We start from the raw sequence: 13207 nt of genomic DNA, 5'->3' as shown, positions 1-13207 counted from the left end.
CCCGAGACGGAGATCATCAACGGTATGTCTGTGATCAAGGAGGTGCCGTTCCCCAGCCCGGACTCCTCTGAGCTCCCGATGAACATCTGGATCGACGACGCCGACTCCGCCATCGACGTGATCGACGCGCTGGCGCTGTCGCCGTTCGCGACAGGCGTGCAGCCGTGGTCGCGCCTGGCCAACCTGGAGCGCGTACGCCCTGACGCCCCGCTCGCCCCCGCCGGCGGCCGGGTGCTGCGCACCGCCCGGGTCGAGGACGGCCCGGAGTCGAAGCTCATCTGCGGAGACGGCTGGACGCTGCGGGTCGTGCGCCACCGCAACCGGACGGCGACGGTCAGCGTGACCGCGGTCAACGAGGACCTCGCCCAGAGCGTGCTCGCGGAGAGCATCGAGGGGGCGGAAGAGCCCGTACCAGAAGCCGATCACGTGGAGATGGGCTTCTGGTGGCGCGGCATGCACGGCGGCACCCGGTCCGAGAAGCCGATCACGGCGCAGCCCTGGTCGGAGATCAGCGGCAACTACTCGGCCAAGATCCGCCCCGCGCTCGACCGGCTCATGTCGATCACGCCTGAGGACGTCAACGGCCGCCTCATCCTGCTGCACGGCGAGCCCGGCACCGGCAAGACCACGCTGCTGCGCACCCTCGCCAAGCAGTGGCGCGATTGGTGCCAGGTCGACTGCGTGCTCGACCCCGAGCGGCTGTTCAACGAGCCCGGCTACCTCATGGAGGTCGCCGTCGGCTACGACACCGACGAGGAGTCCCAGCGCTGGCGGCTGCTCGTACTCGAAGACTGCGACGAGCTCATCAGCTCCGGCGCCAAGGCGCAGGCGGGCCAGGGGCTCTCCCGGCTGCTCAACCTCACCGACGGGCTGCTCGGGCAGGGCCGCGACGTGCTCGTCGCGATCACCACGAACGAGGACCTCGCCCGCCTCCACCCCGCCGTCGTCCGCCCCGGCCGCTGCCTGGCGCAGCTGGAGGTGGGGCCGCTGAGCAAGGAGGAGGCGATCGCGTGGCTCGGCACGTCCGAGGGCGTCGGCCCGTCGGGCGCCACCCTGGCCCAGCTGTATGCGCTGCGCGCGGGCCGCGAGATCACCCCGACGCCCGGCGACGAGTCGACCGGCCTCTACTTGTAACGGCCGGTTTCGGGGGCGCAAGGCGTGCGCCCCCGAACCGCCGGCATCAGGTGAGATAGGTGTGCAGGCGGCGGGCCTCACGCACGAACGTGTTCGACGCCTTGCGCCCGGCGATCTCCGCCACGCACGGCACCGCACCGCGCGCCCCCGCCCACCTTGCAGCCCGCAGCGCGAAGACGAGCCCTTGGGTGTGCCGGGTGTGCGGCCGCTCCCCCGGCCCCGGCAGGAACCCCGGCAGGAACGCGGTCATGATCCGCCACACCTCCCGTTGCGCGCCGAGCGCCGCCGCCGCTTCCAGGGTCTCGAACGCCGGGCCCGGCTTGAGCTCCGTACGGCGGAGCAGCAGCGCGAGCCGCCGTCCCACCCGTTCGGCGTCCAGCTCCCCGCGCGCGGCCAGCTCGACGACCGGGCGGGCCCGCTCCTTCGCCGCCGCCCGCGACCGGTCCGCCGCGAGGTAGGCCACGACGAGCGCGAGCGCGTCCCCGGGCGGCCCACCCGCCGCCGCCAGGGCCGGCGCCTGCGCCGCCTCCACTCGTGCCCGCCGCCACCGCTCCATGAGATGCGGAACGAAGTACGCCGCCACGGCCTCGCGATCCGACGGCATCAGGTACGGCCACCACCCCAGGTAACCGCCGTGATCGCGTAACCCGTGCGCCGCCGAGCCGCCCAGCAGCCCGTCCACCAGCGCCAGCCCGGTCGGCGCGGCCAGCCGCAGGCGCGCGCCCAGCTCATGCACCCGTCCGGCCCTCGCCGCACAACACTGCCACCTGTCGTGCGGTGCCGCCTCACCGGCAGACCCGCCGACGCCCCGGCCCCGGCCGGCGCCTTCACCGCCCGGACCGCCGTGGCGAGCAGCGCCCGTGCCGGTCCCGGGAGCACCGGCCACGCCGGAACCGGATGCGCCGTACGAACCGGACTCCGCCAGGCCGGAACCAGACACGCCAGACACGCCAGACTCCGCCAGGCCAGGACCGGACACGCCGTACGGACCGGCCTCCGCCAGATCGGGACCGGACGCGCCGGACGCGCCGGACTTCGCCAGGGCGGGCTCTGTCAGGGCGGCGCCGGACAGGTCCACGCCGGGGCCGCCGAGGATGGGGCACCACCAGAGGAGTTCGGCGACCGGCTCCGGCCGCCCACCGGTCATCCAGCGGGCAGCGGCCCGGCCGGCCTCGGACGTGAGCCCGGCCGCGCGCACCACCACCTCCTGCGGGATCACGCGTGGCAGCCGTAGCAGCGCCTGCTGCAGGTCGGCGGGCAGGGCCTCGGCCCCGGCCCGCTCGTAGCCCGCCAGCCGCTCGACCAGGACCGCGGGGTCGAGCCCTCCGGCGTCGTCGGTGGGCTCGGCGAGCAGGTAAGGCGGGGGCGTTCCGGCCGCGAGCGCATCGTGCACCTCGGCCCAGCGCCGCAGCAGGAACAGGTGCGGCCCCGGCACATCCCCGGCTTGCGGCAGCCGCTGCAAGGCAGCCGAGGACACGCCGCCCACCTCACGCGCGCCCGCCGCGACGCCAAACCCGCTCTCTCCGAAGCCGACGTCCCCCCCACCCGCACGGATGGCGGCGACGGCCCCCTGGCCGCCAGGTGCGACGCCGACCTCGCGGGCGGCGGGAGGGACGCCCGCCGCCCGCGCGCCGGGCATGATGCCTGCCCCACGAGCGGCGAGGGTGGTGCCGGAGCCGTCTCCACCGCGCCCTGCGTCGCCCGCGACACCCCCGCCGACCCGGCTCTTCCGGCCGGATAAGCGAGTGGCGGCACCTCTGCGCGGCCTGGTGGTGCGGGGCAGGGTGAGGATGAGGCGAGTGATCGCCTGAGCCCACTGGTCGATGTCCAGCCAGGGGCCGGACGGCGGGTTCGGGGGCGGGCGGCGAGTGGTGAGCCGGGCGGCGAGACCGATCGGGTCGTGACCGTACAGACGGACGACTCCGGCGAGCCACCGTTCCGCATCCTGCCACCCGGCACCCGGCCAGGGATCCAGCTCGTACGCCGCCCGCACCGGCGAAGGGAACGCTCCAACAGGAAGCGGTTCGGGCAGCGGCACGGGGCGGAAGCCGTCGGGATGCCGGGCCCCCTCCCCCGTCTTCCCGCCGAAGACGGCCGCCAGCGTCTCCCGCAGCTCCTGCGGCAGTGCCTGCGCCGCCTCCCTGATCGCCCGCGCTCCGTCGGCGGTGAACCGCTTGGCGTGCTTGACCGCCACCCGCACGGCCCGCCCCTGCACGTCAGCGGATTCCGAACCGAACGCGCGCCCGAGCGCCGACGCCAGCTCGTCGAGCCCGGCGGCCGGATCGGCGGCGGCGACCTCGTCGAGCCAGGTGACGCCGGCCGTCTGGAGCTTGCGTTCCCGCCTGGACAGCAACGCCCGCAGCGCCCCGGTCACCTCGCCGGGCTCCAGGTCCCCGAGCCGCCGTACGTGCCTGAGCACCGTCTCGGCGACCGCCCCTGGCGCGGCGGACAGCAGCTCCAGGTAGGCGCTGCGGCGCCCGCTCACCTCGTCGTAGGTGGGTTGGAGCAGCTCGTGCAGGCGTACGAAGAAGCGCAGGTCGGCGGGCTGCCCGCCGCGCAGGAAACGCCGCAGGCACCCGTCGAGCAGCAGGTCGCGCTCGATCCGCCCGTCGGCGGCGAGCTCGTGCAGCGCGGCCAGCCAGGAGCGGGGCTTGGGCGGGTCTGAGCGTTCGTCCCGCAGCAGCGCCCCGACGCCATCGGCGTCGAACAGCCTCGGCACGAGGTGGTCGAGCAGCGGGTCGGCGCGCAGCGCGGCGGCGTCGGGCGTGCACGCGGCCCAGGTGAGGACGAGCGGGTCGTGTACGGGCGGCACCACGCCGGTGTGGCGTAGCAGGGCGAGCACCATGCGGACACCCTGCCCGGGTCCGCCGCGCCGTCGCGGCCCAGGGACCAGCTTGAGCGCGGCCCGGGTGGCGAACTCGGCCCGCCACTCCGCCGTACGCCCGGCCATGGCGTCGGCGAGCAGCCCGAACAGGGCGGCGTCGCCGGGATCGTCGTCACTCCGGACGCGCCCACCACGCGGGCCCGCGCCGCCCGATCGTCCCCGCCGCCGCCCGTGCTCCGAGTGACGGCCTTTGCAGGTGGCGTGATGCGGTGCCTGGGGCCCGGCGTGGCGAGCCGCGTGCGGGCCATGCTCCACCAGAGCCTGCGGACCTGGCCGATCAGCGGCGACCTGCAGGCCGTCCTCTGAAGGCTCCGGCACGCCGGGCTCGTACGGCGCGCCGGAAGCGTCCTGCGCAGGAGCCCGCAGCGCGGACCGCTCGGCGGCATCAATGCCGCGGTCCAGGGGAGCCTGCGAGTCAGGCCCGTAAGGCGCACGGGAGGCGTCCCGCCGGCCGGAGCGCTCGGAGGCGCGCAAGCCGTGCTCCGCAGCAACCCGCGGGCCGGGCCGCTCAGAGGCGCGCAAGCCGTGCTCCGCAGCAACCCGCGGGCCGGGCCCCTCGGAGGCCGGCACCGCGTCCTCTGCGAGAGCCGCAGGGCCGGGGTGCCCGTGCGTGTGCGGGCCGGGCGACAACGTGCGGGGGTCGAGGCGGAGCAGGAGGTCGGCGGCCACATCGGCGTCGCCGGAGCCGATGGCCGCCGCCACCGCCGCCCACGACGCGGCGACCGGCTCCTCCTCGGCGCTCACGGCGCCACCTCCCGCGCCGCCGGTAAGCCGGGTGACGGCCCCTCGCCGGAGAGCGTGGGGGCGGGCCTGCCGGCGTCCGCAGGGCGGTGCCAGGGGATGGGGCCCGCGGGGCGACGCCCGGGGCGCGTGTGCCGTTGAGATACAGGAGTCATGAGCCGAACCCTAAGGTGGCGGACCGACAATCCCCCGGTACGTAAACCATCCGATGTGCGACATGCCGCGCAAAACCACAATGTGGCTGGTGCTCACCGTCGATCCGGCCCGCGTCGCCTTCACCCGCTTCGCCATACCGACGACCCCGGAAAACGCCGCATCGACGACCCCGGGGAGCCCCGCGCCGACGACCCCCGGAAGCCCTGCGGCGACGCTCCTCGGAAGCCCCGTGCCGACGGCTCCGGAAGGCACCGTACCGACGGTCCAGGAAAGCGCGGAGTGGACGAGCGAGGAGCACCCGATCGGCTTCGCCGCCACCCAGATCATCCCGTCGTGGACGGCCCGCACCCCGCCCGGCTCATGGATCGAGATCGCGTTACGCGCCAGGCCCGCCGCGGAGCCGGGCAGGTGGACCAAGTGGTACGTCATGGGCCGCTGGTCCGAGCACGGCGACCCGCGCACGTCCGTGCCCGGCCAGGGCGACGAGGACGGCGACGTCGCGGTGGACACGTTCGTGGCCAGGCGGCCGGTGACGGCCTACCAGGTACGGGTGACCTGGCACGGCGGCGGCGCCGAGGTGACCGGGCTGGGCGTGATGGCCTCGGCCCTGCCACCCCGCCCGCCGTCCACGAGCGTTTTCGGCCCCGGCGGCGCGGTGGAGCTGGACGTGCCCCGCCACTCGCAGTACGCGCACGCCGGTCACCACCCGCGCTACGACGGCGGCGGCGCCAACTGGTGCAGCCCGGCCTCGGTGGCGATGGTGCTGGCGTACTGGGGCCGCGGCCCGTCGCCGGACGAGCTGGCCTGGGTGGGCGACGGCGACCCCGCACCGGCGGTGGACCACGCGGCGGCGGGCACGTACGACGCGAGCTACCAGGGCACCGGCAACTGGCCGTTCAACGTGGCCTACGCCGGCCGCTACGGTCTGAAAGGCTTCGTGACCCGGCTGCGGTCGGCGGCGGAGCTCGAGCCGTTCATCAGGGCCGGCATCCCGGTGATCACCTCGCAGTCGTTCAAGGCGCACGAGCTGCCCGGCTCCTGCTACAGCACCGACGGCCACATCCTGGTCGTCACCGGCTTCACGGCCGGCGGCGACGTCGTGGTCAACGATCCCGCCGCTCCCACGGACGACGAGGTCAGGCGGGTCTACCCGCGGGCCGCGTTCGAGCACGTGTGGCTCCGACGTTCGGGAAGCGGCGGCATCGTGTACGTGCTACACCCTCCAGACGTTCCTCTTCCTCCGAGTACCAACGGCAATTGGTGAGTTATGAGCATTAGCCCGATCGACGTGGCCAGGACCGACGGCGGCCCCCAATGGGTGGAGGCGGTGGCCACCGCCGCCGGGGTCGAGGTCTGGTGGGACGAGCCCCGCCCGCACGAGGGCGGACGGCGCTGCGTGGTCCGCCGCCTGCCGGACGGCACCCGTACGGACGCGCTCCCCGAGGGCTGGAACGCGCGCAACCGGCTCGTCGAGTACGGCGGCCGCTCCTGGCGTCCGCTGCCCGGCGGCGGCCTGGTCTTCACGAACTGGTCCGACCAGCGCCTCTACCGCCTGGACGACGGCGGGACGCCGGTGCCGCTCACGCCCGAGGGCCCGTCGCGCTACGGCGACCTGTACCTGCCGCCGGGCCGCGCCGAGGTGTGGGCGGTCAGGGAGACGAACGACGTGCGCGACCTGGTGGCGGTGCCGCTGGACGGCGGCGGCGTACGGGTCATCGTCAAAGCGCAGCACTTCCTGATGAACCCGCGCATCTCCCCCGACGGCCGCAAGGTCGCCTGGATCGGCTGGGACCACCCGAACATGCCCTGGGACGGCACGGAGCTGTGCGTCGCGCCGCTGAACGACGACGGCACGGCGGGGCCGTACGAGGTGGTGGCGGGCGGCCCGAGCGAGTCGGTCACGCAGGCGGAGTGGCGCGACGCCGGCAGCCTGTACGCGGTCACCGATCCGACCGGCTGGTGGAACGTGCACCTCGTGCCGCTCGGCGGCGGCCCCGCCCGCAACCTGACCCCCATGGAGTCGGAGTTCGGCGTGGCGATGTGGAAGCCGGGCCTCGCCACGTTCGCGGTGGCCGAGGACGGCCGCCTGGTGGTCGTGCACGGCACCGCCGACCACCGCCGCCTGGGCGTGCTCGACCCGGAGACCGGCGAGCTGCGCGAGGTCGGCGGTGACGCCACCCACTGGTCGGCGACCGTCTCGGTGGCGGGCGGCAAGGCGGCGGCGGTGAAGGGGACGCCGTACACGCCGCTGGAGGTCACGCTGGTCGGGCTGGACGACGGCGCGCACGAGGTCGTCTCGCCGCCCAAGCCGCTGCCGGACCGCGCGCTGCTGCCTACCCCGGAGACGGTGACGATCGAGGGCGTGCACGCACACCTGTACCCGCCGTCCGGCGCGCAGGGACCCGGCCCGTACGTGATCTTCGTGCACGGCGGCCCCACCGGCTCCATGCCGCTGCTGCTCGACCTGGAGATCGCCTACTTCACCAGCAGGGGCATCGGCGTCGCGGTGGTCAACTACGGCGGCTCGACCGGCTACGGCCGCGCCTACCGGGAGCGGCTGCGCCACCAGTGGGGCGTGGTGGACGTGCAGGACTGCGCCAAGGTGGCGCGCGGGCTGGTCGAGCGCGGCGTGGCCGACGCGAGCAGGATCGCCATCAGGGGCGGCAGCGCGGGCGGCTGGACCACGGTGGCGGCGCTGGTGCACAGCGACGTGTTCGCGGGCGGGGTCGCGCACTACGCGATCACCGACCCGGAGAGCTGGGCCGCCGAGACCCACGACTTCGAGTCGCGCTATCTGGACGGCCTGGTGGGCCCGCTGCCCGAGACGCGGCAGCGCTACACCGAACGCTCCCCGCTCCTGAACGCCTTCCGCGCGTCGGGCCCGTGCCTCATGCTGCACGGCCTGGAGGACGCGATCGTGGACGTGAGCCAGGCCCAGCGGTTCACCGCCGAACTGGACAAACACGGTAAAGAGTGGGCTTTGCTCACCTTCCCCGGCGAGCAGCACGGCTGGCGCAGGGAAGAGACCATCGTCGCGGTGCTGGAGGCCGAGCTGGCCTTCTACGGGCTGATCTTCGACATGGAGACCCCCGACGTGCCGCCTCTGACACTGAAGGGGAGAGCGTGAAGAGCGTCGCCGAGATCTGCTCGGACCTGATCAGGTTCGACACCACCAATCCCGGCTCCGGAGAGCGACCGGCCGCCGAGTACGTCGCCACGCTGCTGGCCGACGCCGGGATGGAGCCGGTGGTCTTCGAGTCGGCGCCCAAGCGGACCACGGTCGTGACCAGGATCGACGGCGACTCGCCCGACGCGCTGCTGATCCACGGCCATCTCGACGTGGTGCCCGCCGACCCGTCCGAGTGGGCCATGCACCCGTTCTCGGGCGAGATCGTGGACGACTGCGTGTACGGCAGGGGCGCGGTCGACATGAAGGGCTCGTGCGCCATGACGCTGGCGACCGTGCTCGGCATGGCGGAGCGCGGCGAGCGGCCCAAGCGCGACCTGGTGCTGGCGTTCCTCGCCGACGAGGAGGCGACCGGCGACTACGGCTCGCGCCACGCGGTGGGCGAGCACCGGGAGCTGTTCGACGGGGTGAGCGAAGCCATCAGCGAGTCGGGCGGGTTCAGCGTCACCTCGGGCGAGCACCGGGTCTACCCGATCGCGGTGGGCGAGCGGGGCACCGCCTGGATGAAGCTGACCGCGCACGGCGTCGCCGGTCACGGCTCCCGCCCGCCGGCCGACAACCCGGTCGCGACGCTGGCGCACGCCCTGTCGCGGGTGGCGTCGTACGAGTGGCCGGTACGCCTGACGCCCCCGGTCGCGGCGCTCATCAAGGACCTCGGCGAGATCACCGGGCAGCCGGTGGACCTCGACCGCCTGGACGCCGAGGCGGCCCGGCTCGGCGCGCTCGGCCACCTGTTCAAGGGCCAGATCCGCAACTCGGCGAACCCCACCATGCTGGACGCCGGCTACAAGGTGAACGTCGTGCCCTCCACGGCCGAGGCGCACGTGGACGGGCGCTACCTGCCGGGGCTGCAGGAGGAGTTCCTCGACGTGATCGACGACCTGCTCGGCCCGAAGGTGACCCGCGAGTTCGTCAACCTGGAGGACGCGCCAGGCGCGCCCTACCCGTCGGCGTTCTTCGACGAGCTGGCCGGGGCGCTGATGGCCGAGGACCCGAAGGCGCGGCCGGTGCCGTACGTGATGGCGGGCGGCACCGACGCCAAGTCGTTCGCCAGGATCGGCATCAAGGGCTACGGCTTCGCGCCGCTCATGCTCCGTCCCGACCTCGACTACTTCGGCATGTTCCACGGCAAGGACGAGCGGGTGCCGGTGGAGGGCCTGGAGTTCGGCACCCGCGTGCTGACCCGCCTGCTCACGGCCGCCTGACCGCCCGCCAGTCAGGCGAACTTGGTCTTCGGCCGGTCCTGCAGCACGCCGTCCACGTAGACGTCGAGCTTCTCGTCGTAGAACGCGATCAGCCCGGCGATCTTCTCGCTCTCGGGCAGCGGCGTGCGGTAGGACCAGGCCAGGTCCTTCTTGCCGTTGACCGACCAGTACTCGGCCGTGCCCTTGTACGGGCAGTGCGTGACGGTGCCGGTGGGCTCCAGCAGGTCGAGCCGTACGTCGGTCTTGGGCAGGTAGTAGCGGGTGGGCAGCCCGGTCTCGAACAGCAGCCGCGGGCTGTGCGAGTCGGCCACGGTGACGCCGTCCACCTCGATGCGGACGTGCCGTGAGCTGCTGAGGATGTCCACCCGCGTGTACGGGTCGCGCGGGTGGAAGAAGACCTCCTCGTCCTCCTCGAACCAGGCGTCCATGGCGTCCCACTCGAACCGCACGTGGCCCCTGATCTCCTCAAGGGGTGAGTCGGGGTAGACGAGGGCGGCGTCCGCGGCCTCCGACGTGCCGGAGACGACGTTGTAGACCACCGCGTCGCCGCGGCTCGGGGAGTGCTTGGTCGCGCCGGTCGGCTTGAGCGCGGACTCCTCGACGTCGGCCGGCGGGAAGTAGTAGGTGGGGTAGTAGGGCACCTCCCACACCAGGAGGGCGGAGGTGGTGTCGGCCACCACCCGGCCGCCGAGGTAGGTCCTGACACGCTTGGCCGTACGCTCGACGCGCACCCGGCCGCGGCTCTTGGCATCCATACCGGCGGCAACCCGGCCGCCCGCACGCCTATTCCGCCGCCGGTCAGCTGAGACCGAAGGCGGCCAGCGTCCCCCACGTGATGAGCGCGCCGACCGCCGCCCCCGCGGTGACCTGGGACCAGGTGTGGTGCGAGAGCCGTACCCGCGCCCAGCACACCAGCGCCACCACGGCCGCCCCGCCGAGCACGGCCGGCCAGGCGGGCAGCACGTGCGCGAGCACCACGACCGTGCCCGCGGAGACGGCGGCGTGAAAGGAGATCTTCCAGCGCAGCGTGATCGGGACGGTCACGCCCAGCGCGATCAGCATCGCCGTCACCGTGGCCACGAGCAGCGTCGGCGCGCCCATGAGGATCAGCAGCACCAGCGCGACCAGCACGGCCGCCACGGCCGCGAGCAGCGGCTTGGTGCGGCGCGTGCGGTCCACGATGTGATGCGAGTCGAGCCACCCTCTGCGCACTCCCACCGCGATCACCGCCGCCGGCACCCCGCCGCAGAGCGCCGACGCCACCAGCCCCCAGGCGGCGCCGCTCCACCCCTGCGCGAGCAGCCCGACGGCGGGCGGCATGACGATCACCAGCACTTGAGGTGCCAGGATGTTCGTCACCCGCTTCGCCACCAGCTCGGCCGTCATGTCACGAAACAGTACGCGATCATGCCCCGCATCCGGCCAACCGACCCGGCAAAACCCCAGGTAAGCCCTCGTATACCCACCTTCTCCACCCGTTCTGTGCCCTGACCCGTCACCCAGGCGCCCCGACCGCAGCACCCGCGAAGCGGTGAGGCGCGGCAAGGCGCCGTGGCAGCGGCGTGGCAACGGGGCGTGGTCAGGAGGGTGGGCCGGGGGTCAGGGCGGTGAGGTGGGTGCGGAGGACGGCGAGGAGGGTGTCGGGCTCCAGCCGATCCGGGTAGAAGGCGGCTTCCAGGGCCAGGCCGTCGAGGAGGGCGCAGAGGCGGCGGGCCTCCAGGGCGACGTCGGCGCCCGGGCGCAGCCTCCCCGAGCGGCGCGCGCCTTCCAGCACGCGGGTGGTGAGCGCGAGCAGCCCGTCGTACAGCTCGTCGGCGTACGCGCGCAGCTCCGGCCGGGTGCGGGCGGCGGCCGCGAAGGACAGCCAGACGACGACCTCGGTCCTGCGCTCGTCGTCCAGCGGCAGCAGCTCGGCGAGCATGCCGGCGACGATCTCGCGCTGCTCGCCGGGCGACAGCGGGGCGGACGGGTCGAGGAGGCGCTCGGCGTGGGCGGTCAGCCGGGTCATCAGCCGCGCGGCCATCTCCCGCATCGCGAACACCATCAGCTCGGTGTGCCCGGCGAAGTAATGGCGTACGGAGCCGATGGCCAGCCCGGCCTCGGCGGCGACGTTGCGCAGCGACGCCTGCTCGATGCCGTCGCGGCAGATCACGCGGAACACCGCCTCGGCGACCGCGCGCCGCCGCTCCTCCGGATCCACGATCTTCGGCACGGGCTCTTTTATAGCACGGTCATGCTAGATTCTTTTTGGCATGGTCGTGCTATAAACGGAGGCGTACATGAGCGATGCACTGTCCCCCCTGCTCGTGGTGGCGATGGTCGTCGTGGTGGTGATCCGGCGGTTCAAAGGTGAGCCGCTGCGGGCCCGCGACCTGTTCACACCGCCCGTCGTGCTCATCGGCATCGGCGCGTACACGCTGGTCAAGGACGTGCACCCGGCGGGGGCGGACCTCGCCTGGGTGCTGGCGGGCACGGTGGCGGGAGTGCTGCTGGGCGCCGTGCGGGGGCTCACTCCGCGCCTGTACGTCCGCGACGGCCACATCTGGCAGCGCTACACCGGCTGGACCCTGCTCGCGTGGGCCGTCTCTGCCGGGATCAACGCGGGCATCGGCGCCCTGGCGACGGCGGCGGGCACCCCCGACCAGGTCCGCCCGATGGCCCTCTCCATCGGCGTCAGCCTGCTCGGCGAGGCCGCGGCCCTCGGCCTGCGCGCCCGTACGCTGGGCGCACCCTTCGCGCCCGGCGGGGACGACTCTCTGCTCGACCGCCTGGCCGGTCGCCGCTGAGGCCAGCCCGCCGGCCGCGAAGGCTCAGCCCTTGGAAGCGGCGTTGACGATGCGGGTGGTGGAGCGGCCGGGGATGGCGTCCATCTCCCAGCACTCGGCCCCCAGGATGGCCGCGGCGGCGGCCCTGGCCCCCGCGTGCGGGTCGCCGGCGGTGTGGGCGAGCGCGCCGGGACGCATGGGGGCGAGCAGGTCGATGTAGTCCTCGGGCCCGTGCGCCTCGGGCGGCCCGGCCACGATGAAGACGCCCGTCACGAACCGGAGCGCGGCCAGCACCTCGGCCCGCTCCGCCGCCGGGTTGACCGGCCGGGTCGGCCCCTTCCAGGCGCGTACGCGCGGATCGTCCTCGACGCCGACGACGAGGGGAAGCCCCCGGGCGGCCACCGCGCCGAGGTAGCGCACGTGGCCCACATGCAGGATGTCGAAGACTCCGGTGACGACCGCCGCGCCAGGCCGGTCGTACGGTTGCACCCAGACGGCCTCCAGGCTGCTCACGCGACCTCCTGCTCCCCCATGGGCCTAGACGACTCGTCGATCGCAGCGTACTCGGTCGGCGCAGCAGGCCGTGCAGGCGACCTCGGAAAGGCGATTCCTACCTTTTCGCGATAGTCCCCGGGCCCCCGTTCGCGCGTCTCATTACGTCACCGATATGGGGGAGGTCGCCGTGGCACCGCCGGACACGCAGCAGGTGATCGAGGACTACCGGCCCGGCCCGAACGATCACGTGGTCCGGTTGCCGGGGAAACCGTCGCAGGTGTCGAGGGCCAGGGCGCTGGTGGCGTCGGCGCTCGGCCGTGATCATCCGCTCTACGACGACGTGGTGCTGCTGACGAGCGAACTGGCCACGAACGCGGTGCTGCACAGCAGATCGGGTGCGGGGGGCTCGTTCACGGTGAGCCTGGCCAGCTCGCGCGGCGCGGTACGGGTGTTCGTGACGGACTCGGGATCGGACCGGCCGCCGTGCGTGTGCCGTACGGGGGCGCAGGACACCAGCGGCCGGGGGCTGCCGCTGATCGAGGCGCTGAGCCACCGCTGGGGCTTCACCCGCCAGCAGGGCTCGACGACGGTCTGGTTCGAGCTGGTCGGCGAGCGGCTGCCCGCCGGCCTGGCCGTCTGA

General features: G+C 73.7%; 11 protein-coding genes. 6 read left to right on the top strand and 5 right to left on the bottom strand.

The annotated features are described in order from the left end of the window. The first annotated feature begins 24 nt into the window (after nucleotides 1–24). A complete protein-coding gene (locus ACFMQL_RS28820) occupies nucleotides 25–1134 on the top strand; it encodes a DUF5925 domain-containing protein (protein ID WP_364054301.1) in 1110 nt (369 codons plus the stop codon). 46 nt (nucleotides 1135–1180) lie between these two features. Here ACFMQL_RS28820 and ACFMQL_RS28815 read toward each other — a convergent pair whose 3' ends face one another. Further along, nucleotides 1181–4762, bottom strand: coding sequence for a DUF6493 family protein (locus ACFMQL_RS28815; RefSeq protein ID WP_378787923.1), 3582 nt, complete (start codon nucleotides 4760–4762; stop codon nucleotides 1181–1183). A 214-nt stretch (nucleotides 4763–4976) separates the two neighbouring features. On the opposite strand from ACFMQL_RS28815, the gene ACFMQL_RS28810 reads away from it, so the two are divergent. Genes ACFMQL_RS28810 through ACFMQL_RS28800 form a run of 3 tightly spaced genes read left to right on the top strand, consistent with a single transcriptional unit; the run spans nucleotide 4977 to nucleotide 9307 of the window. After that, complete coding sequence (locus ACFMQL_RS28810) at nucleotides 4977–6179, top strand: C39 family peptidase (RefSeq protein WP_364054307.1); 1203 nt, start codon at nucleotides 4977–4979, stop codon at nucleotides 6177–6179. A gap of 3 nt (nucleotides 6180–6182) precedes the next feature. Beyond that, entirely contained in the window at nucleotides 6183–8042 is a 1860-nt protein-coding gene (locus ACFMQL_RS28805; protein WP_378787920.1) for a prolyl oligopeptidase family serine peptidase, read from the top strand. Then, nucleotides 8039–9307 carry a M20/M25/M40 family metallo-hydrolase gene (locus ACFMQL_RS28800; protein ID WP_364054313.1) on the top strand — a complete coding sequence of 423 codons (1269 nt, stop codon included), beginning with the start codon at nucleotides 8039–8041 and terminating at the stop codon, nucleotides 9305–9307. Before ACFMQL_RS28805 ends, ACFMQL_RS28800 begins: the two co-directional genes overlap by 4 nt. A gap of 11 nt (nucleotides 9308–9318) precedes the next feature. Here the strand turns inward: ACFMQL_RS28800 and ACFMQL_RS28795 are convergent, their stop codons facing one another. The 3 genes from ACFMQL_RS28795 to ACFMQL_RS28785 form a co-directional block, all read right to left on the bottom strand. After that, nucleotides 9319–10062, bottom strand: a complete 744-nt coding sequence (locus tag ACFMQL_RS28795) for a DUF427 domain-containing protein (RefSeq protein WP_364054316.1) — start codon at nucleotides 10060–10062, stop codon at nucleotides 9319–9321. 43 nt (nucleotides 10063–10105) lie between these two features. Continuing rightward, the gene (locus ACFMQL_RS28790) at nucleotides 10106–10693 is read right to left on the bottom strand and encodes a hypothetical protein (protein ID WP_364054319.1); all 588 of its coding nucleotides are present in this window, start codon (nucleotides 10691–10693) and stop codon (nucleotides 10106–10108) included. A gap of 193 nt (nucleotides 10694–10886) precedes the next feature. Further along, on the bottom strand, nucleotides 10887–11519 hold the full coding sequence (locus ACFMQL_RS28785; RefSeq protein WP_364054322.1) for a TetR family transcriptional regulator C-terminal domain-containing protein: 633 nt from the start codon (nucleotides 11517–11519) through the stop codon (nucleotides 10887–10889). A 67-nt stretch (nucleotides 11520–11586) separates the two neighbouring features. On the opposite strand from ACFMQL_RS28785, the gene ACFMQL_RS28780 reads away from it, so the two are divergent. Continuing rightward, the gene (locus ACFMQL_RS28780; RefSeq protein ID WP_364054325.1) at nucleotides 11587–12093 is read left to right on the top strand and encodes a hypothetical protein; all 507 of its coding nucleotides are present in this window, start codon (nucleotides 11587–11589) and stop codon (nucleotides 12091–12093) included. A gap of 24 nt (nucleotides 12094–12117) precedes the next feature. On the opposite strand, the gene ACFMQL_RS28775 is transcribed toward ACFMQL_RS28780, so the two are convergent. Next, a complete protein-coding gene (locus tag ACFMQL_RS28775) occupies nucleotides 12118–12585 on the bottom strand; it encodes an adenylyltransferase/cytidyltransferase family protein (RefSeq protein ID WP_364054328.1) in 468 nt (155 codons plus the stop codon). Nucleotides 12586–12754: 169 nt separating this feature from the next. Between ACFMQL_RS28775 and ACFMQL_RS28770 the strand changes: the two genes are divergently transcribed. Next, entirely contained in the window at nucleotides 12755–13207 is a 453-nt protein-coding gene (locus ACFMQL_RS28770) for an ATP-binding protein (RefSeq protein ID WP_364054331.1), read from the top strand.

The sequence above is a fragment of the Nonomuraea fastidiosa genome (assembly GCF_042751225.1).
Lineage (GTDB): Bacteria > Actinomycetota > Actinomycetes > Streptosporangiales > Streptosporangiaceae > Nonomuraea > Nonomuraea fastidiosa.
This window is presented reverse-complemented; position numbering and strand designations above follow the sequence as displayed.

Coding starts and splice junctions, on each gene's coding strand:
- ACFMQL_RS28810 (WP_364054307.1), top strand. CDS start 4,977: ATGCCGCGCAAAACCACAATGTGGCTGGTGCTCACCGTCGATCCGGCC.
- ACFMQL_RS28780 (WP_364054325.1), top strand. CDS start 11,587: ATGAGCGATGCACTGTCCCCCCTGCTCGTGGTGGCGATGGTCGTCGTG.
- ACFMQL_RS28790 (WP_364054319.1), bottom strand. CDS start 10,693: ATGACGGCCGAGCTGGTGGCGAAGCGGGTGACGAACATCCTGGCACCT.
- ACFMQL_RS28805 (WP_378787920.1), top strand. CDS start 6,183: ATGAGCATTAGCCCGATCGACGTGGCCAGGACCGACGGCGGCCCCCAA.
- ACFMQL_RS28820 (WP_364054301.1), top strand. CDS start 25: ATGTCTGTGATCAAGGAGGTGCCGTTCCCCAGCCCGGACTCCTCTGAG.
- ACFMQL_RS28795 (WP_364054316.1), bottom strand. CDS start 10,062: ATGGATGCCAAGAGCCGCGGCCGGGTGCGCGTCGAGCGTACGGCCAAG.